Origin of the sequence: Lysobacter sp. OAE881 (assembly GCF_040546665.1) — a bacterium.
GTDB lineage: Bacteria > Pseudomonadota > Gammaproteobacteria > Xanthomonadales > Xanthomonadaceae > Lysobacter_J > Lysobacter_J soli.
Window position 1 is genome coordinate 2680463 of the sequence record NZ_JBEPOG010000001.1, and the last position, 22364, is coordinate 2702826.

General features: G+C 64.4%; 17 protein-coding genes, 3 tRNA genes and 1 pseudogene. 1 reads left to right on the plus strand and 20 read right to left on the minus strand.

Annotated elements, in window-relative coordinates:
- Window positions 1–13: 13 nt before the first annotated feature.
- The 6 genes from ABIE51_RS12390 to ABIE51_RS12415 form a co-directional block, all read right to left on the minus strand.
- Window positions 14–523 (minus strand): hypothetical protein, encoded by a 510-nt coding sequence (locus ABIE51_RS12390; RefSeq protein ID WP_192630963.1) that lies wholly within the window; start codon window positions 521–523, stop codon window positions 14–16.
- Window positions 524–590: 67 nt separating this feature from the next.
- The gene (locus ABIE51_RS12395; protein WP_192630964.1) at window positions 591–1682 is read right to left on the minus strand and encodes an MvaI/BcnI family restriction endonuclease; all 1092 of its coding nucleotides are present in this window, start codon (window positions 1680–1682) and stop codon (window positions 591–593) included.
- 157 nt (window positions 1683–1839) lie between these two features.
- Window positions 1840–3093, minus strand: a complete 1254-nt coding sequence (locus ABIE51_RS12400; protein ID WP_354504181.1) for a DNA cytosine methyltransferase — start codon at window positions 3091–3093, stop codon at window positions 1840–1842.
- 115 nt (window positions 3094–3208) lie between these two features.
- Window positions 3209–3646 carry a very short patch repair endonuclease gene (locus ABIE51_RS12405; RefSeq protein WP_192630965.1) on the minus strand — a complete coding sequence of 146 codons (438 nt, stop codon included), beginning with the start codon at window positions 3644–3646 and terminating at the stop codon, window positions 3209–3211.
- 342 nt (window positions 3647–3988) lie between these two features.
- Window positions 3989–5284 carry a patatin-like phospholipase family protein gene (locus ABIE51_RS12410; protein ID WP_192630966.1) on the minus strand — a complete coding sequence of 432 codons (1296 nt, stop codon included), beginning with the start codon at window positions 5282–5284 and terminating at the stop codon, window positions 3989–3991.
- A complete protein-coding gene (locus ABIE51_RS12415; protein WP_192630967.1) occupies window positions 5285–8509 on the minus strand; it encodes a hypothetical protein in 3225 nt (1074 codons plus the stop codon).
- A gap of 465 nt (window positions 8510–8974) precedes the next feature.
- On the opposite strand from ABIE51_RS12415, the gene arsC reads away from it, so the two are divergent.
- Entirely contained in the window at window positions 8975–9328 is a 354-nt protein-coding gene (arsC, locus tag ABIE51_RS12420) for an arsenate reductase (glutaredoxin) (protein ID WP_192630968.1), read from the plus strand.
- Window positions 9329–9334: 6 nt separating this feature from the next.
- Here the strand turns inward: arsC and ABIE51_RS12425 are convergent, their stop codons facing one another.
- From ABIE51_RS12425 to ABIE51_RS12490, 14 genes and pseudogenes are all read right to left on the minus strand, one after another.
- Window positions 9335–10612: a nucleotide sugar dehydrogenase gene (locus ABIE51_RS12425; RefSeq protein ID WP_192630969.1), complete on the minus strand. Its 1278-nt coding sequence runs from the start codon at window positions 10610–10612 to the stop codon at window positions 9335–9337.
- An 86-nt stretch (window positions 10613–10698) separates the two neighbouring features.
- The gene (locus ABIE51_RS12430) at window positions 10699–11295 is read right to left on the minus strand and encodes a hypothetical protein (protein WP_192630970.1); all 597 of its coding nucleotides are present in this window, start codon (window positions 11293–11295) and stop codon (window positions 10699–10701) included.
- A gap of 183 nt (window positions 11296–11478) precedes the next feature.
- A tRNA-Leu gene (locus ABIE51_RS12435) sits at window positions 11479–11565 on the minus strand.
- Between the two features lie 104 nt (window positions 11566–11669).
- Window positions 11670–11743: transfer RNA gene (locus ABIE51_RS12440), tRNA-Cys, on the minus strand.
- A gap of 115 nt (window positions 11744–11858) precedes the next feature.
- Window positions 11859–11934: transfer RNA gene (locus ABIE51_RS12445), tRNA-Gly, on the minus strand.
- Between the two features lie 153 nt (window positions 11935–12087).
- Window positions 12088–12654: a CDP-diacylglycerol--glycerol-3-phosphate 3-phosphatidyltransferase gene (gene pgsA, locus ABIE51_RS12450; protein WP_115841651.1), complete on the minus strand. Its 567-nt coding sequence runs from the start codon at window positions 12652–12654 to the stop codon at window positions 12088–12090.
- Window positions 12651–14555 (minus strand): excinuclease ABC subunit UvrC, encoded by a 1905-nt coding sequence (uvrC, locus tag ABIE51_RS12455; RefSeq protein ID WP_115841652.1) that lies wholly within the window; start codon window positions 14553–14555, stop codon window positions 12651–12653. The genes pgsA and uvrC overlap by 4 nt, the downstream gene beginning before the upstream one ends.
- A gap of 183 nt (window positions 14556–14738) precedes the next feature.
- Window positions 14739–15233 (minus strand): low molecular weight protein-tyrosine-phosphatase, encoded by a 495-nt coding sequence (locus ABIE51_RS12460; protein ID WP_192630971.1) that lies wholly within the window; start codon window positions 15231–15233, stop codon window positions 14739–14741.
- The gene (gene kdsB, locus ABIE51_RS12465) at window positions 15226–16005 is read right to left on the minus strand and encodes a 3-deoxy-manno-octulosonate cytidylyltransferase (RefSeq protein WP_192630972.1); all 780 of its coding nucleotides are present in this window, start codon (window positions 16003–16005) and stop codon (window positions 15226–15228) included. The genes ABIE51_RS12460 and kdsB overlap by 8 nt, the downstream gene beginning before the upstream one ends.
- Window positions 16002–17045, minus strand: coding sequence for a tetraacyldisaccharide 4'-kinase (gene lpxK, locus ABIE51_RS12470; RefSeq protein ID WP_354504186.1), 1044 nt, complete (start codon window positions 17043–17045; stop codon window positions 16002–16004). Before lpxK ends, kdsB begins: the two co-directional genes overlap by 4 nt.
- 85 nt (window positions 17046–17130) lie before the next feature.
- A complete protein-coding gene (msbA, locus tag ABIE51_RS12475) occupies window positions 17131–18879 on the minus strand; it encodes a lipid A export permease/ATP-binding protein MsbA (RefSeq protein WP_253335593.1) in 1749 nt (582 codons plus the stop codon).
- A complete protein-coding gene (locus ABIE51_RS12480) occupies window positions 18876–19319 on the minus strand; it encodes an ExbD/TolR family protein (RefSeq protein WP_115841657.1) in 444 nt (147 codons plus the stop codon). The genes msbA and ABIE51_RS12480 overlap by 4 nt, the downstream gene beginning before the upstream one ends.
- A 13-nt stretch (window positions 19320–19332) precedes the next feature.
- Window positions 19333–19968, minus strand: coding sequence for a MotA/TolQ/ExbB proton channel family protein (locus ABIE51_RS12485; RefSeq protein WP_115841658.1), 636 nt, complete (start codon window positions 19966–19968; stop codon window positions 19333–19335).
- Window positions 19862–22361, minus strand: a pseudogene (locus ABIE51_RS12490) (DNA internalization-related competence protein ComEC/Rec2); the annotation flags it as partial. The gene ABIE51_RS12485 and the pseudogene ABIE51_RS12490, both read right to left, overlap by 107 nt.
- Window positions 22362–22364: the final 3 nt, after the last annotated feature.

Here is a 22364-nt window from a genome sequence, read left to right on the forward strand (position 1 = left end):
CCATCCGTGAAGATTAGCCGCGCCCACCAGCGTTACGCGTCGCCTTTGCGCACGCTTCCAGTAGCTCAGGGAACTTGCGGAGCTGGTCTATCCGCAAGTTGCGGCACGAAGTCCAGAACGTCGTGCCATTGGAAGCATCCGTTTCCCCGCGCTTCCTTACGACCGCTTGATCCACCTGGGCGAGGGTCGCCCATCCAACGAGATGCGCGTGGGAAAACCTCGTAATCGAGAGTGGGCTGCGCGCGAGGTCGCGGACGAGGGATACAAACACGTAGAGGTCGGGCCGTTGGTGCTCATAGTTGTACAACGGCACCGAGCATTCGTAGTGGGGCAGCGGGTTGACCGTGCGGTCCTTCGTCTTTATTTCAACCGTCGCATCGAAGAGCACGAGGTCCTCGGTCGTCTCGTGCCTTGGCTCGAACGGAATCCGGTGCGAACGCAGGAACTCCTCGAAGATCACTTCGCCAAGGGCACCGACTTCATTCGCTGCCCCACGCCGATGGCTACCGGCATAGATCGGCATGCGCGCGGCACGATCGGCTGCTCGAGACCAGACATCCTGTCGGTAGTCGAATCGGACCATGGGCGCGTCAACTTAGGCCGTAGATCACGCTCGGGGGGAACAGCATGCCGATGTCCCTGGGGTTGATCTTGAACAAGTAGCCGTGGTCGCGCGCCTTCGGCGCCTTTCCTTGCCCGCGCTCCATCAAGTGGAGCAAAAGGTCCACTTCAACCTTCCCAAGGGCAAGCAGGGAGTCCAAGTTCGACACCAGCGGGGCGCGCGTACGCATCGCCTCCGTGTAATGGAAGAGCTCTTCGCCAGAACCGTTCTTCCGGCACACGGCCTTCACCCAGAACGTTTGCTGGTGCTTCTCGGCCAAGGTGTTCCTCAGCCCTTCCAAGGACCACTGGAGCACCTCGCTATGTTTGGCTGGCTGGCTGTGCAGCGCGTGCAGGTCCTCTTCCCTGACATCCAAGAACAGGCCAAGCGTATTTGGCTTGTCGCCCATCGAGCAGTACAACTGCGTGCGCCCTTCGCGCTCGTACCCGTACCGCCTCAGGAGCGATGTGGCGTCTTTCACCGCGCTCAGCTTCCAATCCGGGACCTTGGAGAACAACGTGATCCTGTTCTGTCGGGTTGGGCCTTGTTTCGTGCGCGAAGCCTTGATCTCGATGCCCCGGTAGTCCGGCGCCTTGCTCGAGTTCGCAGCGATGCCCAACATGGTTTCGAGCGTCATGCCGACGCCAGTGGGCCCCTGGCGAAGGCTTGGAACGAATCCAAGCGCGGAGATTTCCTTCAGCTTGCACAGCAGTTCTGCTGCCGGCTCATTCGCATTGGCGGCGATCCGGGATAGCAAGTGCCCCAGGGGGGAATCCGGCGAGGTGCCCGATTCCAGCACGCCAGGCATGCTTGTGTTCGCCACGTACAGCTCGCCTTCATGCGCAAAAATGGCGAGCAAATTGCCCGGCACGGCATAGCCCGGAAGGCCGGTGAACCAAATCCTCGGGTCGCCAGACTTCGACTCGGGGCGGTAGAGGGAGGCGATCGACTCCCGGGAAGAGTCCGGACCGAGCAGCCAAGCACGGCGCGTTACTTTCGCGGTCTGGCCTTGCTGCTGGAGGTCGTAATCGTGCGCGCCGGTCACCTTGAGGTACGCCCTCAAGTGTTGGTGCGCGTCCATGATTGACTTCCCAAGCCCCGTGCTCGTTGGGACTAGGAAACCCGCTTCGATTCCGTCCTTCGCCAGGAAGCGAATGACTTCCTCGATCGGACGATCCGACCTTTCAAGCATATGCCCCCCCGGCATCTGGCTCTAGGGGAATTCAACACCCCGGAGACTAGGCACGCAAGATCTTGGCGAGGTGCTCCCCGACGGCATGCGCCAGCCCAACCGGGACTGCATTACCGATCTGGGTGTACTTGGGAACCTCGCGGTCGAAGACACCTTCGCGCGGATTACCGGCGCGGCGGATCCCACCGGTGGACTTCTTGCCCTTGAACTCGTACCAGTCCGGAAACATCTGCAGCCGCGCCCATTCCCGGACGGTCAGGATTCGCGGTTGCTCGAAATGCACGTAGTCGTCGGGCAAGGAAGTCGCCGTGATGGTCGGGCCTTCGGATCCCCAACGCTTGGGTAACAGGCGTTGCGCGAACTTCTTGGTTCTGAATTCCTCGGGAACCAGACCATCCTCCGAATCGATCATGGCCTGAAACTTGGCAAGCACGCGCGGCGCATGCTTACTGTAGTCGTGCTCGGTCACCGGCGCCCCCTTGGAAAGGATTGCCTTTCCCTCGCGGTCGGTCCGCAACCACTTCTGGATCTCGGTTGTGGCCGCGCGCGGATAGGTTAGCGTCGCCCCCCCGTTTTCATATTTGACATCCACCAGGTCGCCGAGCAACGCGACTGGGTCCGGCGCGCGCTTCTGCCCAGGGGGCGGGAGGAACCCGCGGGCGACGGCATCACCGGTGAGTGCGGCAACATCGGAAACACTCTCGCGCAAGAGGGGCGACTTAATGTCGTCGCGAATGCCAACCATGAGAACACGCGGCCGATTCTGCGGGACACCATAGTCCTTGGCGAACACCAATTGGTAGGCGACCCGGTACCCTTGCAGGTCCTGGAACGTCTTCAACACCATCTCCCAGATCTCGCCCTTTCTTCCGCCGTCAGTCCACTTGGCGTTCAACAGGCCCCGCACGTTCTCGAACACGAAGGCCTTCGGCTGGAGCTTGTGCACCAAGGCGGCCATGTCTTGGAACAAGTGGTTGGAAGGAAGTTGCTTCTTCTCGACAGAGTAGGAGCGTCGGTGCCCGATGCCCGAAAAGCCCTGGCAAGGCGGCCCCCCCACGAGCAGGTCGAGTCCCTTGGGCCCGATGCCAAACGTCTTCTTGAGACGCTTCTGCAATTCAGGGACATATGCCTCGTCGACGACCATCGACTTTACGTCCGCGGCATGGAACCCGGGCGTCTTAAGCAAGGGGTTAATCGAGTCGCGGTTCGCGATGTACGTCTGTCGCGCATCATCGTTCAGCTCGTTGACGAAGACCGGGAAGAACCCCGCTTCTCCAAGCCCAGCGACAAGCCACCACACCCCGCGAAGAGATCGACAACCTTTAGCGAATTCTTGGGATCCATTGCATTCCTGATGGTGCCGTACGCCATTCGTGGCTCGAATTTTGCCATGTCCCCGAGCATGAATCCAGGGGCTACGGCGAACTTCCCGGGGGGACTTCCCTCAACTTGTCAAGCACCCCCCGCAGCGTGCTTTCCCGTCGTGCGGCCGATGCCAACGCGCACTCCCAAACGACGATCACGCGCCAGCCAAGCCGCCTAAGCTCCGCGCGATCTCGCTCGTCACGGCTCTGGTTCGCCATGAATTTGTCATGCCAGAACTGCCTGTTGGCACCCGGTATGCGCCCCTTCTGGCAGGTATGAGCATGCCAGTAGCACCCGTGCACGAAAACAACCGTTCTCAGGCGAGGGAAGACCAAGTCCGGGCGCCCCGGCATCCCCTTGACGTGGAGCCTGTAGCGGAATCCTGCCCGCCAGACTGCCCTCCTGACCAGTAGCTCCGGACGAGTGTCTTTCGACCGGATACGACCCATGCGCTCGCTTCTCGCTTGGGGAGTAAGGGTATCTGCCATGCGCTTCCTCCAGCCCCCACCTTACCCGCCCGCCATCTCACCCGCTGAGATCCCCCAACCAGCGGCGAGGCCAGCCCATCAGCGACGCTTCTCGCCGCCCACCAGTGTGGTCGCCCTGCCCCCCCCGACCCCGACCCCGACCCTGGGCCGGCCCCGGCCCCGGCCTCTCGGCGAGGCAACACCCGGTGCCCCGATAACGCCGCTCATGGAACGTCTCGTCAGTTCGGCATGCCGAACTGGCCCGCGGGGGCATGCGCATTGATTCAACTGTCGCATGACATGATGCGCTAGTCGCCACGCGAAACAAGAAGGTGCAGGAATCGCGGCAGTCGGATTCCGACCTTAGCGTCGCACATTGAAGTAGTCGAGCACGGCGCGTCTTGCTTCCTGGAGAGGCAGCTTTGCGGTTGACTTCGTGGGCGACAGTTCAAGCAACGAAAGCTCATACGTAAACAGATCCACGGTCTGGAGCAACTCCTCTGGCGACCGGAACTGCCCTGCGCGGCCAGGTGCAAGCAGGGTGGAGTACATGTCCTCGGCAAGGCCAAGCAGCGGGGACTCGTCCCGCATAGGATCTCGATAGTTCGATATCGACTGCGGTGCTCCTTCATGAAGAAGTAATGCAAGCACGTGCTTGTTCAGCCTGCCGACTGAGCCTGCCGAAACATCATCGAATGAATGAATTGGGATGTTGTTAAGTATCCCACCGTCAAGCCAAAGCCCGCGTAATTGACCTAACACTAGATCATGGCTTGGTGCATTGATGAAGACAGGCTTGAAGACAAACGGGTAGCAGGCGGACATGCCGACAGCTTCAATGACGGGAAAGTCAGGCGTGGTCACTGCGGAGAAGATGACCGAACGCCTCTGGGACAGATTAGTTGCACAGACCTTCAGCTCGATCCCAGTGATCGCTTTCAACTCAGCGAAGCTCAACTTCGCCGGGTCAGGCGCACGAGAATGCAAGCGCCAGTTGGGAATACGTGCGACGAGGCGCCTCATACTCTTCGCCAAGAACGTCCGGACGGCAAACCCAGGGTAGATCCCCCGCTCATTCACGAGGTTAGATAGGTAGTCGAAAGGCCGCTCACACGCCCTCTTCAAGAATGGCGCATCTATGCCGATCTTCTCTATCGCCGACTTCCTCCCTAACGAGAGAGCCAACATCATTGCAGTGATCGGCCCGAGCACTTGAATCGCGGGCAAAGCGGCGGCAAGAGTCGGGCCAGTACCGACAAGGTCCTTGATCCAACTGATCACCTCCTGAACCGATTCAATGACAGATCTGGATTCACGATCAATACCGGGGGATCGAACCCGGGCATCATAAAGATTGTCGGGCTCCAATCCGCGGCACTTGCCAGGCCATGGGTCATCAAAGAACGCTTCGAACTCTGATCTTGAGGAGAAAATGCTTTCCAGATCGGCATAGGTGCAACCCAATGAAACGAGCAGAGCTGTAATTGCGCCCGCTGAGGTCCCGCTGACACCGCGCAACTGTCCGCATGCCCCAGGAACTACTGGTAGAACGTTGAGCGCTTGAAATGCCTCGATCGCCCCCAGATAGGCAAAACCCAATCCTCCCCCACCCTGAAAAGCGAGATAGTGAACATCCTGCGGCGACTTGATGGCTGGCATTTAGTTCGGCCCCGGCCATTCACCTGCGGCGCGACGTTCCTCCATCACCGAAAGCGCGCGATATGTACAGGGGCCCAGCTTTCCGTCAACCCAGAGTGGCGCTCCAATTGCAGACGCAACGCCAAGCTCATTAGCGCGCTTCTGGAAGGTCTTGAGCACGCGACGTCCCGCCTGGCTGTTAATCCAACTTTTTGCCGGCGTACCGACGCCGTATCCAAACGCCTTGAGAGCAGCCACAACCGCATCCTCGTTTGGCCACTGGGCCAAGTTGTAGGGCACGCCATTGCAGGTCTCCTCGGACGGAGAGAAGGGAATCTCAACCAGTTTCACATCCCATTCTGGGAGCTTCACGCCGTCGGCTTCAAGGCATACTAGCGGCGTAGGAACGGTAACTTGCCAAGGCTCACCGCTGGGCAAACCTTCCGTACTTCCACCATTCATGGCTGCGTCAATCTCGCGAATTTCATTGACAACTGCTAGATAGTGGGGATCTTCGGGCAACGGCGCGCTTTCGCCACTCCATATCGCGCCGGTTTCGGCGTAGTAGGCAACGTGGCTCTCAAAACGTGGACGGACTGGAACAACCAATCGGGCATACCCCGCCGTCAGAAATCTCGAGAACACTTGGTCAATGTCGGTTGCAGAAAGCTTCTGCTCCCAGGTTTTACTTCTACCCCAAAAGTATGGGTAGAAGACGTAAACAATCTCGTTCCATTCGAAAGCTTGTTCGAAGAACTGAACGTAGGGCGCTTCGGCCGCAACGTTGCCAAAGTTAATCTTCGGGATGCCATCCAAATCCTCGATTCCCTGAAAGCCCCCGAAATGCTGTTCGGTTAGGAGTTCAAGCGCAGCTCGCCGCAGCTCCTGGCGCTCAATCGTTCGGTACTCAATGTCCGTACGTAGCTTCTGCTTCTGGGCAGAAGCCAAGATGCTTGTTCGCTGCCGGTCGTAATCCCCCTTCGCAACTCGATAAGCATCAATAATCGCGTTGTAGGTCAAAAGCTGCCACTTCTCATACGCTTCTTGTGCTCGACGGAGAACTAGCTTCCCACTTACGACGTAGTTCGAGATCGCGTTCACCATCGTAGTCAATGCAATCTCGCCGCGCAGGGCCGGATTGAAGTGCTGGTACGACTGCCATTCAGTACTTACTGTCTTCACCCAAATGTTGCCGCCAATGAACGCGTACAAAGCGCGGTTCGCGTTCCCGGTGTGCAGAAATGCCCAAGTCAGGTATGCGGATGCGAGCTCGTAATCAGCGTCGACTTCAATAGTTGACTCTGCATTCGCTCCACTAACGCGCGCGAGAGTTCGGCCATACCGCAGAACGGGCGGCGGCGACGAAACCAGCGCACCATACCGAGAAGCAATCGCTTGGTAGTTGTACTCGTCAAGCTGGGCCGCCGAAAAGGTTGGCTCCTCAGGCGCACTTACTTGCCCATCGGTTCTTGGGCTACGTTCTTGGCTAAAGGAAAAGTACGCGGCTGGCTCTGGAATCATGAACTCCAGCATCATTCTCCCACCGCAACTCAGCACCTGACACACGTACCGCTTCTCAACCCAACGATAGAGGCCAACTGTTGCCTTCTCCGAGCCACCTTTGAAGCTGTGTCGATTTACCTCGGCTGCCTCGAAAGTGATCGTAGTAGCCCTGGAAGTCTTTGAGCGCTTCTGGACACGCTCTACTGCGCGCGAGATCGTCTCCTTCATAGCGCGGCGCGCGCTAGATTCGGCGCTCTCGGCGCTCTCAGTGCTTTCACGATTTGCATGCGCCTCTAGCGATACGGCGCCATACGACGCAGTAACCTTGACGCCCGCGTCACTTTGTCGCTTCTCTTCCGTGATGTTGCTTACTTCCTGGGATAACTCGAGTCTCTCAGTTGATTGCAGATCCTTCTCTGAAGAAGTAGCCTCCTCCGCTTCAAACGAGAACTGCTGCTCTGTCTTCTCGCTGAGAGAATGCGTACGTTCCCGCTCCTCACCCGCCATCACATTCTCTACGTGGGCGAGCTCACCTAGCTGATACTTTTCGAGCTGCTGCCTTACGACCTTAAGATCGCCAAACCCGGCCAGGTGCATCTTACGCGGCGGGACCGGGACAATATCACCAGGACTCTGCGCACTGCGTGTGTTTATTCCTACATCGTTCGCGAGTAGATCTAGAACCTCTTGGAATGCTTCCTTTGATGGCTCTAGCAACTTCTCGGCAGACGCCACGACCCGTCTCATTGCCCATAAGTACTCATTAGCACTTCTTGACGCTGACAAGCGATCTGATGCGCGCTGCGCATGCGCATCCACTTTGGCCAGAAGCTCCTTGACATCAACTTGGCCAACGTCGTTGATGTCGTAGATATCCTTGAGGAGAGCCACGACCTCCGCCGGCGCTTTCGCAGCATAGTACGGAGCAAGCAGCACCGGGACTGTGGGTGCAACGTCGAGGATCTCGCCATTGGACTCCCCGCCGTGCTTCGGCGGCGGCGGCGGAACACAGGTCAGCATGCCTCCAGAAATGGCCCGATGGATGTACTCGCGAGCAGTTACTATGGAAAGTAGTTCCGACAACGTACTCCGACTAGCCGCGATGGCTTTCTCGCGAAGCTCCTTACGCTTATCGACAGCTTTGCTAACAAGCTGTTCTCGGGCGAGCTTTAGCGCCAACATCAGCTCGGGCGGCGCAGCAACAATCGGATCGATAGAGAGCCGATCTGGCGATCCTTCCCGCCCCTCGAAGTATCCCGTGATGTGCACCATCTTCAGCGTCGCAACCAGATCCTCAACCGACGTCCCGCTTGGCGCCGGCTGAGAAGCCGAGATCACTGCTAGCGCCGCCAGCCGATCCCAGGCCTCTATGGCGACGTCATCGGCATTTCCCCCACTGCCATTGATCAGCTTTCCCCATGAGATCGCGAGGGCGCGAGCGTCATCGAGATTACCTGCATCCAAGAGTCCCCTGAACTTATCTAGTGAACTTCTGGCACCGCCAAGCTCCGTGGCAAGCAACTTCATCGCCTTAGATACGTCCTCACCTATTCGCTTCTTGCTAGCGGAGAGAAGGGTTGCGTAATTCGGACTTTTCTCAAAAGCGATCAGCACGCCCCAGAACTTGCTCGCCGCGCCTGACCTGCGAACTGTCCGCGTCGAGTCGAGATCAGGTGGGATTTGCCGTGGCGCACGGACAACTGCGTACCGGGTAATGTCAGCCTGAGGTGCCTTGCCGTTCATAGGGGTCTCCGCCTGCCTACGCTAAGGTCCGACTCACCCTCACGCGAACGAAGAGCGTTTGCACTTGCGGCCATCCGCGTTCCCGCGAGTGTTGGTCTCCCGGCTACTTTGAGTGCCCCCATAACCCGGCGCGCGCTCGTGCGTGAGGGGACCCTGCGCCCGTCCGATTAGAACCACCCATCTCAGACCGACTCGAATGCGGGCAGCGCATCCGGAGAATGGGAAAGCCAGGCGTTGACGCCGTCCGAGCAGCTTGCGAGGCCTCGCATTGATGTGACGCCTTGCCCACAGCAACTTCCGCTGAGTTGTCGTATCATCACGGCGACCGCCCGAGCGATCACGGCTTGCGCTACCTTCACACGGCAGGGGTCACAAGTTCGAAACTTGTACCGCCCACCAGTTTCAGGCAAAGGCCGGCGAAAGCCGGCCTTTTGCTTTTCCGTCCCGGCGAGCTCCGGAGGTCAGATGAACGGAACGAAGCTGTATCACAACCCGCGTTGCACGAAATCGCGCGGCGCGCTCGAACTGCTGCGTGAACGCGGGATCGAGCCCGACATCGTGGCATATCTGGACGTCCCGCCCTCCCCGGCCGAGCTGCGTGTGCTGCTCGACACACTGGGCATTCGCGCGCGTGAGTTGCTTCGCACCGGCGAAGACGAATATCGCGCGCTTGGACTGGCGGACGAGTCGTTGAGCGAGCCCGCATTGATCGACGCGATGAGCGCGCATCCGCGCCTGATCGAACGCCCGATCTTCGTGCACGACGGGCGCGCCGTCATCGGCCGACCGCCGGAGCGCGTGCTGGAACTTCTCGACTGAGGCGCGTTACAGACGCGCGTCGACCTCGTCGCGCGGATACAGGCTCTTGATGTCGTAGAGCAGCGCATGCGGCTTGCCGAAAGCGCGAGCGCCCTTCGCCCCGAGTTCCCGGAACTGGTCGTGTGCGACGGCCAGGACGACCGCGTCGTAGGCGCCGAACGGTGGCTGTGCAACCAGTTCGATCCCATACGCTTCACGCGCCTCGTCGGCCTGCGCCCACGGATCGTGGATGTCCACCTTCGCCCGGTACTCGCCGAACTTCTGCGCCAGCTCCACCACGCGTGTGTTGCGCAGGTCCGCGCAGTTTTCCTTGAACGTCAGCCCCAGGATCAGGATGCGCGATCCGGCGACGGCGATGTCGCGCTGGATCATCAGCTTCACCACGTCGGTCGCGACGTGCTCGCCCATCGCATCGTTGATGCGCCGGCAGGCCAGCAGGATGTCGGGGTAATACCCGGCCGCCTGCGCTTTCTGGATCAGGTAGTACGGATCGACGCCGATGCAGTGCCCGCCTACCAGACCCGGCCGGAACGGCAGAAAATTCCACTTTGTTCCCGCCGCTTCCAGCACTTCGGTCGTATCGATGCCCAGACGCTGGAAGATCAGCGCGAACTCGTTCACCAGCGCGATGTTCGCGTCGCGCTGCGTGTTCTCGATGACCTTCGACGCTTCCGCGACGCGAATACTAGACGCCTTGTGCGTCCCGGCCTTGATGATGCCGCGATACAGCGCGTCGACGAACTCCGCCGTTTCCGGCGTGGAACCCGATGTCACCTTCGGGATGTCGACCAGCCTGCGCTGCTTGTCACCCGGATTGATCCGCTCGGGGCTGTAGCCCACGAAGAAATCCTGATTGAACGTCAGTCCCGAAACGCGCTCCAGCTCCGGAACGCAGATCTCTTCCGTCGCCCCCGGATACACCGTCGACTCGTAGATCACCGTGTCGCCTTTCTTCAGTGCACCGCCGATCGTGCGACTGGCTTCAACGAGCGGACGGAAATCCGGCCGCTTGTGTTCGTCGACAGGCGTGGGGACCGTCACGACGAAGACATTGCAGGTGCGCAGTTCAGCGGCATTCGCGACGAAGCGGAGCCGCGAAGCGGCCGCGATTTCATGCACGTCCGCCTCGCCGTTATCGTCCTGCCCGGTTTGAAGCCTGGCGACGCGGGCATCGTCGATGTCGTAGCCGATCGTCTCGTGACGCTGGCCGAATGCCACCGCCAGCGGCAGGCCGACGTATCCCAGACCGAGGACCGCAATACGAATCTCGACCGAATCCGACATCCCCAGCCCTCTTGCGCGTCATCCCGCGATGCTTGAGCGCATTGTACGGGGTGGCCACCGCGCGTTTTCCAGCGCCGGGCGCCGCGTCAGTCGCGGTGATAGATCGTCAGATCGTCGCCGGCCGCGATCACCAGGCTGCGTCCGGAGAAGGAAAAGCCGCATGCGTGGATTTCCGGATCGCTTTCGATGCGGGTAAAGCGCGCCTCGTCGTCCTCATGGCACACGAACAGCGCGCTACCCGGCGGCACCAGCAGCACGTCCTGCGTAGGCCATTCGAGCGTGACAAGTTCAAGCGACCAGCCGTCCTCCGTCGCACGCGGCAGCCCCCCGCCCTTGCGCCCGGCGATGGCGACCTCGACATGCTCGAGCGGGCCGATGCCCTTCGCCTGGAGCAGGTGTTGCGGGCGGCTGTCGCGCTGCGTACCGCCCTTCCGCGCGATCTTCTCGCCACTGGCGCAGTCGATGACGCCGAGGCTGTCGCGCGACACGACCAGCAGCAGTTCGCTCTCGCGATCGAATCCAATCGCTTCCAGTTGCGGCACCGCGAACACGCCGGAAACGCGCCACGGGGACGGCGGCGGAGTGAGCGGTGTCGTGCGGATCTGCCGGCGTATCGGGCCGAGGTAGCGGGCAGCGGATTCGAGTTCGGCGCGACGGCGCCGGGTGCGAAGGAGTGTGAGCATTGCAGCGCATGCTCGGCACGCCTGGTCAGGAGCGCCGGATCGTCAGAGGGAAACCATCCGGAACTTCCGGCGGTGCGACCCGCAGGCGGCGGGCCGTCTGCGATGCGAGGAATGGTAGGTAGCGGCTCAGACCCAAGCCATGGGAATAGTCCGATTAAGGTCGGAAAATCCTGATACGGAGGTTGGTGCCCGGACCCGGGATCGAACCGGGACGGCCGCGAGGCCGGCAGATTTTAAGTCTGCTGCGTCTACCTGTTCCGCCATCCGGGCTGGAGCGCGTGCGTAGCTTACGCGAGGGTGGCGCGCGCGCCGAACGCTGGCGATCGAGGCGCCAAAGAAAAAGCCCGACCTTTCGGTCGGGCTTTCGTTCTTTCTGGAGGCCTGGGTCGGAATTGAACCGGCGTACGCGGATTTGCAGTCCGCTGCATAACCACTCTGCCACCAGGCCGGTGACTGGAATCCGTGGAACCTGGATCGGATCCGGGATTCTTTCATATTCCAAGCCCGTTCACGCACGGGGACCTGAAACAACAAGGCCCCGAGAACGGGGCCTTGTCAGAAACTGGAGCGGGAAACGAGACTCGAACTCGCGACCCCGACCTTGGCAAGGTCGTGCTCTACCAACTGAGCTATTCCCGCTGAGGAACCGACATTTTAGGCATGGAATGAAAAGTGTCAACACCTTTTTCACTCCGTGGGAAATCCCGTCAGCGGACTTCCCGAACCACCGACCTGGCTGCCAACTCCCGGTCGAATCGTCGAACGCGTCTGCGTTCGCGATGCGCATATTCTCTATGAACGCGCGTCTTCGCGCAACACCGGCCACGCTGCACGAAGGTACGCAAGACCCGACCACAGCGTCAGCAATGCAGCCGCCGCGAGCAGCCATTCGCCGATCACGAAAATATTCAGGCCGTAGAACGGCTCCTGATAAAGCAGGCACACCAGCGCCACCATCTGCACGATCGTCTTGATCTTGCCGATCGTCGCGACCTTCACCGTCGCACGTTGGCCAAGTTCGGCCATCCACTCGCGCAGCGCGGAGACGGCGATCTCGCGACCGATGATCACCGCCGCCCACAGCGCCATCCACACGGTCGGATGCTTCTGCACGGTGAGCAGCAATGCGATGGCGACCATGAGCTTGTCGGCCACCGGATCGAGGAACGCGCCGAACGCCGAGAACTGGTTGTAACGCCGCGCGATCCAGCCATCGAGCCAGTCGGTGATCGACGCGAACGCGAAGATGAAAGCGGCCGCGAAATTCGTCCACTTGTAGGGCAGGTAGAAGACCAGCACCAGCACCGGGATCAGCATGATCCGCAGCAGGGTCAGCATGGTGGGTACGGTCAACTTCATCCTTCGCTCCGCGCGTCGCCGGTCGTTTCGGTCGTGTCCGATGGGGTGGGCGGTCGTTCGACGGGTTTGTCGGGCACGTCCAGCCCGTGCAGGGTCGCATAGATGCGCTCGGCCAGCGCGTCGTTGATGCCGTCCACGCGTGCGATCTCCTCGATGCCCGCTGCCTTCAGCCCGCCCAGTCCGCCGAAATGCCGCAACAGATTAGCGCGACGGCGCGGGCCGATGCCGGCGATGTCTTCCAGGCGGCTCGTGTTGCGCGCCTTCTGGCGGCGCCCCCGGTGGCCGGTGATGGCGAAACGGTGCGCTTCGTCGCGAACCTGCTGCACCAGCTGGAGGGCCGGGGACTCGGCGCCCGGGCGCACCGTCCGTCCGTCGGGGAGCAGCAGCTCCTCTTCGCCGGGCCGGCGCTCGGGTCCTTTCGCCACGCCGACCAGCGCGACGCCTTCGACACCGAGGTCATCCAGCACCGCCCTCGCCTGCGCGACCTGCCCCGCGCCGCCGTCGATCAGCAGGATGTCGGGCGTCACGCCGCCCTCCTCCATCGCGCGGCGGAAGCGGCGCTCGATCGCCTGGTGCATCGCGGCGTAATCGTCGCCCGGCTCGATGCCGGAGATGTTGAAGCGACGGTATTGCCCGCGTACCGGCCCCTGCGCGTCGAACACCACGCACGAGGCGACGGTCGCCTCGCCCATCGTGTGGCTGATGTCGAAACACTCGATGCGCGATGGCAACGCCTCCAGTCCGAGCAGTTCGCGCAAGCCTTCCGCACGCGTGTGCTGCGCGGCGTGGCTGGTGCGTTCGGCGGCGAGTGCGAGTTCCGCATTGCGACGCGCCAGGTCGACGTAGCCAGCGCGTTCGGCGCGCACGTTGCACTTGATCTGCACGCGGCGATCCGACGTGCTCGACAGCGCATGTTCGATCAGGTCGCGGTCGGGAATGTCGCGATCGAGCACGATTTCGCGTGGTGGCGTCTGTTCGCCGTAGTACTGCGATACGAACGCGGCGAGCACTTCTTCAGCGTTCTCGCTGCCGTTGGTCTTCGGGAAGAACGCGCGCGTGCCGAGGTTGCGGCCGTCGCGAAACGCCAGCAGCAGCACGCACGCGGTGACGCCGTGCATCGCGATCGCCAGTACGTCGAGGTCGGCAGCGCGGCCATCGACGTACTGTCGCGCCTGCAGGCTGCGGATCGACTGCAACAGGTCCCGCAGGCGCGCGGCTTCCTCGAAATCGAGCCGCACGCTCGCGGCTTCCATCGACTTGGCCAGTTCCTCGCTGAGCTCGTCGCTGCGGCCTTCCAGGAACAGGCCCGAACGCCGCACGCTTTCGGCGTAATCGCGCGCAGGCACCAGGCCGACGCACGGCGCGCTGCAGCGCCCGATCTGGTGTTGCAGGCACGGCCGCGAACGGTTGCGGAACACGCTGTCCTCGCAGCTGCGCAGCTTGAACAGCTTGTGCATGAGGTTGAGCGTGTCGCGCACGGCGCCGACGCTCGCATACGGACCGAAGTAACGCCCGGGGATCGAGCGCGGCCCGCGATGCATGGCGATACGCGGCCAGGCTTCCTGCGTCATCAGCACGTACGGGTAGCTCTTGTCGTCGCGCAGCAGCACGTTGTAGCGCGGCTTCAGCGACTTGATGAGCTGGTTTTCGAGGATCAGCGCCTCGGCCTCGGTGCGCGTCACCGTGACTTCCATGCGCGCGGTCTGCGCCAGCATCGCCATGATGCGGGCCGACTTCGGCGTGGCGTTGAAGTAGCTGGAGACGCGGTTCTTCAGCGCGCCGGCCTTGCCGACATACAGCACGGCATCGTCCGCCGCGATCATCCGGTAGACGCCGGGCGCGGTGCTCAGGTGCTTGACGAAGGCCTTTCCGTCGAAGGCCGGTGCGGCGGCGAGGCTCATCTACGCCCGGGCCCGGAAGGCGCGTCGCAGGCGCGCGCGACACGACACGAGGTCGAGGCGCAGGACGGGACGATGGCGGGAATTGCAGTCATGAACATCGGCTCAGGGATGGGGCCGATTATGCGTCAGGGCAAGGCGACAGACCGTGCGCGGCCTGCCCTGCGGACAGATCCGGACGGCCGTTCAGCCCAGGCGCGACGGGTATTCGCGGCGCAGCCTCGCGATCGCGCCATCGGCAGCGCGATCGAGCAGCTGGTAGACGTGCTCGAACTGCGATGCCCCGCCCGTGTATGGGTCCGGGATCTCGCCTTCGTCCTCCACACCGGCCCACTCCAGCAGCAGCGCGATGCGCGCGTGCGCATCGGCCGGCGCGCGGGCGCGGACGTCGCGCAGGTTGGCGCGATCGGCACAGAGCAGCCAGTCGAACCGGCGATAGTCCGACGCCGACAGCTGCCGAGCACGCAGGCCGGCGATGTCGACGCCGTGGCTGGCGGCGTTGGCGATCGCCCGTAGATCCGGCGGCTCGCCGACATGCCAGTCGCCCGTGCCGGCCGAATCGAGTTCCACGCGCCCGGCGAGCGTCGAGCCGGCGATACGCGCGCGCAGCACGCCTTCCGCCACGGGCGAACGGCAGATGTTGCCAAGGCACACGACGAGCAGGCGGACGGGCTCAGTCATGGCCGCTGGCGATCCAGGCTTCGGCGCGGGCAAGGTCTTCCGGCGTGTCGACGCCCGGGGGGAACGGCTCCGGCGTCACCCCGACGGCGATGCGATAGCCGGCCTCGAGCACGCGCAGTTGTTCCAGCGATTCGATCTGCTCCAGGCGGCCAGGCGGCAACGCTGCGAAGCGCTGGAGGAAACCGGCACGGTAGCCGTAGATGCCGATGTGGCGCAGCCAGGGGCCGCCTTCCGGCATGCGGCTGCGGTCGCGGGCGAACGCATCGCGTGGCCACGGGATGGGCGCGCGGCTGAAGTACAGCGCGCGGCCGTCGTCGGCGCGCACGAGCTTCACCGCGTTCGGATCGAACAGGGTTTCGACGTCGGCGACCGGTGCGGCCAGCGTCGCCATTTCCGTGTCGCCGACGCGCATGAGCTCGGCCACGGCGCGGATGCCCGCCGCCGGCGCGAAAGGCTCGTCGCCCTGCAGGTTCACCACGATGGTGTCGTCGCTCCAGCCCGCGATGCGGGCGCATTCGGCCAGGCGATCGGTGCCGGAGGCGTGGTCCGCCGACGTCATCGCCACGCGCACGCCGGCGCCTTCCAGGGCGGTGGCGATGCGGTCGTCGTCGGTCGCGATCCAGACCTCGCGCGCGCCGGCGGTCAGCGCGCGTCGCGCGACGTGCAGCACGAGCGGTTCGCCGGCGAGCAGGCGCAGCGGCTTGCCCGGCAGGCGGCTGGCGGCGTAACGCGCGGGAATGGCGACGACGAAATCGCGCGCAGTGGCATTCATGCGGTCTTCGCTCCTGATGCGCGGCCTTCGCGATACTCGCGCGCCTTCGCCGAGATGCGGTCCAGCAGGCTCACCCAGAACGCTTCCGGCAGTTCCGCGCGCACCGGCACGGAGTAGAAGCGCTCGTCGGCGAACGCGGCGCACTTCACCGCGTCCTTCTCGGTCATCAGCACGGGCAGTTCACGGCTCCCGAACTCGAAATCGCTGGCCTGGTACTGGTGATGGTCGGAAAACGCGTGCGGCACGACGGCAATGCCGAACTCGCGCAGCGTCGAGAAGAAGCGCTCCGGATCGCCGATGCCGGCGACCGCATGCACGCGCTGGCCCGAGAACGAGCCGACCTTGCGCGGGCGGCCGCCGAGCATGGGATCGGCCATGTCGGCGACCAGGCGCATCGACCACTCGCCGAACCCCGTATCGCAACCGCCGGTACCGACGTTCACGACGCGAAAATCGCAGGACTGCGCGCGATCGGGCAGCTCGCGCATCGGGCCGGCGGGGAGCAAGCGGCCGTTGCCGTAGCGACGACGGCCGTCGACCACTTCGATCTCGATATCGCGCGCGAGGCGGTAATGCTGCAGGCCGTCGTCGCAGATCACCAGGTCGCAACCGGCCTGCACCAGCGCCTTCGCCGCGGCCGCACGATCCTTGTCGACGCGCACGGGCGCGCCGGTGCGCTGCGCGATCAGCACCGGTTCGTCGCCGGACAGCGCGGCGTCGCTCTTGGAATCGACCCAGCGCGCGGTGCCGGCCTCGTCGCGACCGTAGCCGCGGCTCGCCACGCCGGGATTCCAGCCTTCGGCGCGCAGGCGCTCGACCAGCGCGATCGTCAGCGGCGTCTTGCCCGCGCCACCGGCGGTCAGATTGCCGACAACTAGTACCGGCACGCCGGGATGCCCGCGCTTGAGCCAGCCCTTGCGATACGCGCGGCGGCGCAAACCCGAAACGGCGCCGTACACACCGGACAACAGGCGCGCGCCGAGTGGGACCGGCAGGTCGCCGTACCAGTATGCGGGGGGATTCACCGGGCCCTTGCTCACCTTGCCTTCCCCATCGAGCCGTCGGTCGAATGCATCTTCGTGCAGCGAGCCTTCGCCGGGTTCGTCTTCACCACCGGGCCCTGCCTCATTCGGCCTCGCGGAACTGCATGCGGTGCAGGTGCGCGTAGAGCCCGCCCATGGCGAGCAGCTCGGCATGCGTGCCACGCTCGACGATGCGGCCCTGGTCGAGCACCAGCACCTGGTCGGCGTGTTCGATCGTCGACAGGCGATGCGCAATGACCAGCGTGGTGCGGTTGGGCATCAGCGTGTCCAGCGCGCCCTGCACGAGGCGTTCGGATTCGGTGTCGAGCGCGGCGGTGGCTTCGTCGAGGATCAGGATCGGCGCGTCCTTCAGCATCGCGCGCGCGATCGCCAGCCGCTGCCGCTGCCCGCCGGACAACTTGCCACCCTTGGCGCCGATGTCGGTCTGCAGGCCTTCCGGCAGGCGTTCGACGAACTCCATCGCATTGGCGCCGCGCACGGCGCGTTCGAGCGCTTCCGGATCGGCCGACTGCATTTCGCCGAACGCGACGTTCGCCGCGACCGTGCCGTCGAAGAGCATCACCTGCTGGCCGACGAGTGCGACCTGGCGTCGCAGGTCCGCAAGTCGGTAGTCCTGCAGCGGATGGCCGTCGAGCAGGATCTGCCCGGATTCGATGTCGTAGAAGCGCGGGATCAGCTTGATGAGCGTCGACTTGCCGCTGCCGGAACGGCCGACGATCGCGGTCACCGTGCCGGGGCGCGCCTCGAAGGTGATGTCGGACAGCGCGGGCTCGGCCTGGCCGGGATAGCGCGCGGTGACGTGGCGGAATTCGAGCAGGCCCTGCGCGCGATCGAGCGGTTGCGTACCGCTGTCGACTTCGTCCGGCGTGTCGATGACGTCGAACAGGCGCTCGGCCGAGGCGACGCCCCGCTGCAGCATGCCCTGCACGTTGGTGAGCTGCTTCAGCGCGGGAATCACGGCGAGCATCGCCACCATGAGGCTGACGAATTCGCCGGCGGTCAGGCGGCCCTGCATGGCTTCGCGCCCGGCGAAGAACAACAGCATCGCCAGGCCGATCGCGCCCATCAGCTGGACCATCGCCGACGAAATGCTGCGCGTGGATTCGACCTTAAGGCTCAGTCGCAGGTGGTGGTTCGCCTGGCCGGTGTAGCGCGAAAGTTCGGTCGCCTGCGCGCCGTAGACCTTCACTTCCTGATGGTTCGACAGCGCCTGGTCGGCGGACTGCAGCAACTGCGCCCCGCTCTCCTGGATGCGATGGCCGATGCGGCGGTAACGACGGCCGACCTTGTCCATCGTCCATGCCAGCAGCGGACCGAGCAGCAACACCGCGAGCGTCACGCGCCAGCTGGTGTAAAGCATCACGCCGAGCATCACCAGCACCTGCAGCGACTGCTGCAGCATCACCTTGGCCGCGTCGATGGCGGCCTGCGCGACCTGGTCACTGTCCGAGCCCAGGCGCGTGAGCATCGAGGACACCGGCTCGGTGTCGAAACGCAGGCCCGGCAGGCGCAGGTACTTGCCCAGCACCTGCACGCGCAGGTCACGCGCGATGCTGCGGCCGGCGCGCGCCATGAACGTGTCGGTGAGATAGCCCGCGATGCCACGCGCGACGAAGATGCCGATGATCGCCAGCGGCAGCACGAGGCTGACGTTCGGATTGCGGGTGACGAAGGTCTCGTCGACCATCGGGTTCATCAGCTTGGCGAACGCGCCCGCCGCGCCGGCTTCGATCAGCATGCCGACCAGCGCCACGACGAGCACGCCGCGATACGGCGCGACGAAATGCAGCAACCGTCGGTAGATTTTCCCGGCGGAGACCTCGCGACTCACTTCTTCGCCTCTGCCGCCGCCTCATGCGTCTGCGGCGCGGTCGCGTTCATGACCTTGCGGAAACCGAGCTGGCCGAGCGCGTCGTACACGGTGACGACGGCCTGGTACGGCGTGCGCGCGTCGGCGCGCAGCATCACCGGGCGGTCGCGATCGTTGCCCGCCACTTCGGCGATGGTGCTCTTGAGCGATTCGACGTCGCTGCGCAGCACTTCGCGGTCGTCGACGAAGTAACGGCCATCGGCGTTCACCAGCACGATCAGCGCCTTGGCCGGATCGGTAGCGGCCTCGCCGGTGGCGCGCGGCAGCTCGAGCTTGAGCACCGAGCGCGCATCGAACGTGGCGGTGACCACGAAGAAGATGATCAGCACCAGGATCACGTCGATGAGCGGCACCAGGTCGATGTGCGGCTCATCGTCGGCGCGGTGGTCGCGGATACGCATCGTGCGGCGTGCCTCAAGCGGCCTGCGGCGCGCGCACGGCGGTCGCCGGGCGGCTGTCGAGCGTGTCCATCAGCGCGATGGCCTCGTGTTCCATCGCGACGATGTATTCGGAGATGCGACCGCGGAACCAGCGGTGGGCGGCCAGAGCCGGGATCGCGACGATCATGCCGGTAGCCGTGCACACCAGCGCCTTGCCGATGCCGCCGGCAAGCTGGTTCACGTCGCCGATGCCGTGATCGAGGATGCCCAGGAACATCTGGATCATGCCGACCACCGTGCCGAACAGGCCCAGGAGCGGGCCGGCGGCGGCGATGGTGCCCAACGTGTTCAGGTACCGCTCCATCTTGTGGACGAGGTGGCGACCGACGTCCTCGATGCGCTCGCGGATCTGGTCGCGCGGACGCAGGCGCACGTCGAGCGCGGCGGCCAGCAGCTCGCCCAGCGGCGAGGTGCGGCGCAGGGATTCGATATGGGCCGGGTCCAGCTTGCCGCTGCCCGCCCAGGTGCGGACTTCCTTGCCCAGGTTCGGCGGAAGGACGGCGCTGCGGCGCAGCGTCCAGGCGCGCTCGACGATCAGCGTCAGGGCCAGCACCGACAGCAACAACAGCGGAATCATCGGCCAACCGCCGGCCTTGACCAGTTCCAGCACGCGAACTACCCCTCCGGCCCTCGGCCGTCTCGATCTTCCCGATAGGATAGCCCAGCCGAACGCGAGTCCCCGCGCCGCGCCGCGTCCCACAGGCGCGGATGTGCCTCTCGTCGCGCTTCCACTTTGATTCCGCCACGTTCCAGCCGGACGCGCAGCGCTCCTTCCATCGCGGTGTCGTGGACGGCGGCCCCGGCATGGCGCCAGCGCCCAACCACGAACGGCCTCGGATGGCCGAACCGGTTACCGTGACCCGATGAGACCAGCGCCTCCGAGGCGCCCGTCGCAGCGACGAAGGCTGGATCGGACGACCCGCCGCTGCCGTGATGGGCGACCAGCACGACGTCGGCGCGCACGCTCGCGGGCTGCTCGCGCGCGAGGCGGCGCTCGATGACCCCGCCGATGTCGCCGGCGATCAGCGCCGAACGCCCCGCCGCCTCGATCCGCAGCACGCAGCTGGACTCGTTACCCAGGTACGGGAAATCGACCGGCGGGTGCAGGAAGCGGAACCGGACGCCGTCCCATGTCCAGCCGCGGCCTGCAAGGCAAGGCCGGCTCCCCGGTAGGCGAACTCCATCGGGCGCAAACAGCATGGGCACGGGATATTGCGCCGCCACGGCCGGCCAACCGCCCACGTGGTCGTTGTCGCCATGACTGACCACGGCGCCGTCCAGCCGGGGCACCCCGAGTGCATGAAGCACCGGGATCACCGCACGCTCGCCGGCATCGAAGCCATCCTGCACGGCGGGGCCCATGTCGACCAGCAATGCGTGGTGCGCGGTTCGCACCAGCACCGACTGCCCCTGTCCCACGTCGATGACGACCAGTTCGGCTTCGCCGGCCACGGGTACGCGCCGGTCTGGCCACAGAAGCGGCAACCAGAGCAGCGCCGCCAGCGCCTTGCCGGGCGTGCCGCGTGGCAGAAGCAGCCAGAACGCGCCGATCAGCGCGAGCGGCAAAGCGAACCAGGCAGCCTCCGGCAACCACCAGAACGACAGCGGGCTTGCCGCCAGCCACTCGAAGAGCGGCCAGCTGAGATCGAAGCACCACGCGGCGAGCTGCCACGCCCACTCGCCTGCTCCCGCGTGCACCGATTCCAGCCCAAGCCCCAGCAATGCCAGCGGGACGACGGCGAGGCTCCACCATGGCACCGCGACGAGGTTCGCCAGCGGGCCGGCCAGCGACGCCTGCCCGAAGAGGATCGCCGCGATCGGCAGCAGACCGACCGACGCCACGCCCTGCGCGGAGAGGAAATCGTGCACCGCATTCCTGCCGCTTTCTGGCAGGCACCACAACAGCCACGCGACGCCGGCGAAGCTCAGCCAGAAACCCGCCGAAAGCGCGGCCAACGGGTCGATTAGCAGCATCGCAAAGGCGGCCAGCGCGAGGCATTCGCCGGCCGACATCCGGCGCCGCAACCCGCGCAGGCCGGCGACGATGGCGATCATGAGCGCCGTCCGTACCGTCGGCAGCGCGAAGCCGGCGACGGCGGTGTACAGGGCGGCGCCGACGACGCTGCCCGCGGCGGCCGCGATGGGCGCTGGCACGCGGCGCGACAAGGTCGGCCATGACCACCAGAGGCCCCGCACGATCAGCGCGAAGAAGCCGGCGACGAGGCCCACGTGGAAACCTGAAATCGCGATGAGGTGGGTCAGGCCATTCGCACGCAGGACGGTCCAGGCGGCGTCGTCGAGGCCTCGCACATCACCGAGCGCCAGCGCGCGTATGAAGCGCGAGGATGGTCGATCGACATGGGTCGCGATGCGTTCGGACATCGCGTCGCGCCACGCGTCGATGCCGTGCGCCGGGGCGAGCTGTATTGCCGTTTCCGGCGAGCGCACGTAACCCATCGCGGCGATGCGTTGCGCCATCGCGAACTTCTCCGCGTCCGCGCCGCCGGGATTGCGCAGTCCGCGCGGCGCGCGCAATCGCACGTCGAAACGCCACTGCTGGCCCGCGCGCAAGGTGCTTCGTCTGGCAGGGTCGTCTTCGTACCACGCGAGCCTGAGATCGCCGCCGCGCAGGCGCGCGTCGGCGACACCGTCATCGACTCGGAACAGGAAGCGCGATCGGCGAGGCTCGTGTTCGGGCAGATCGAGGATGCGGCCAGTGACCACCGCGTCGTGACGTGCCGGCGCGGAAGGCAGCTGTAGTGCGAGGGCATGCGCCGCATGCAGGCCTGCCAACGCCAGCCCCGCAAGCCACCAGCCCGCGAGCAGCGCGCGCGATTGCGACGAAGCGACACCCCGCCACACGCATAACGCAGCGCCGATCAGCAGGATCAACGACACCCACCACGGCAGCAGCCACGGCGACCAGAGGCAGGCACAGACGCCGGCCAACAGGCTCAGCGCTGCAGCGATTCCGAAGGGCGGCGTCCCTGCCGCTGTCGCCACGGA

What these genes read in the sequence shown, in the direction of transcription:
- ABIE51_RS12410 (WP_192630966.1), bottom strand. Translation starts at nt 5,284, where the DNA reads ATGCCAGCCATCAAGTCGCCGCAGGATGTTCACTATCTCGCTTTTCAG.
- ABIE51_RS12405 (WP_192630965.1), bottom strand. Translation starts at nt 3,646, where the DNA reads ATGGCAGATACCCTTACTCCCCAAGCGAGAAGCGAGCGCATGGGTCGT.
- ABIE51_RS12430 (WP_192630970.1), bottom strand. Translation starts at nt 11,295, where the DNA reads ATGCTCACACTCCTTCGCACCCGGCGCCGTCGCGCCGAACTCGAATCC.
- kdsB (WP_192630972.1), bottom strand. Translation starts at nt 16,005, where the DNA reads ATGAATGCCACTGCGCGCGATTTCGTCGTCGCCATTCCCGCGCGTTAC.
- uvrC (WP_115841652.1), bottom strand. Translation starts at nt 14,555, where the DNA reads ATGAGCCTCGCCGCCGCACCGGCCTTCGACGGAAAGGCCTTCGTCAAG.
- ABIE51_RS12425 (WP_192630969.1), bottom strand. Translation starts at nt 10,612, where the DNA reads ATGTCGGATTCGGTCGAGATTCGTATTGCGGTCCTCGGTCTGGGATAC.
- arsC (WP_192630968.1), top strand. Translation starts at nt 8,975, where the DNA reads ATGAACGGAACGAAGCTGTATCACAACCCGCGTTGCACGAAATCGCGC.
- ABIE51_RS12395 (WP_192630964.1), bottom strand. Translation starts at nt 1,682, where the DNA reads ATGGACGCGCACCAACACTTGAGGGCGTACCTCAAGGTGACCGGCGCG.
- ABIE51_RS12480 (WP_115841657.1), bottom strand. Translation starts at nt 19,319, where the DNA reads ATGCGTATCCGCGACCACCGCGCCGACGATGAGCCGCACATCGACCTG.
- ABIE51_RS12460 (WP_192630971.1), bottom strand. Translation starts at nt 15,233, where the DNA reads ATGACTGAGCCCGTCCGCCTGCTCGTCGTGTGCCTTGGCAACATCTGC.
- ABIE51_RS12415 (WP_192630967.1), bottom strand. Translation starts at nt 8,509, where the DNA reads ATGAACGGCAAGGCACCTCAGGCTGACATTACCCGGTACGCAGTTGTC.
- pgsA (WP_115841651.1), bottom strand. Translation starts at nt 12,654, where the DNA reads ATGAAGTTGACCGTACCCACCATGCTGACCCTGCTGCGGATCATGCTG.
- ABIE51_RS12390 (WP_192630963.1), bottom strand. Translation starts at nt 523, where the DNA reads ATGCCGATCTATGCCGGTAGCCATCGGCGTGGGGCAGCGAATGAAGTC.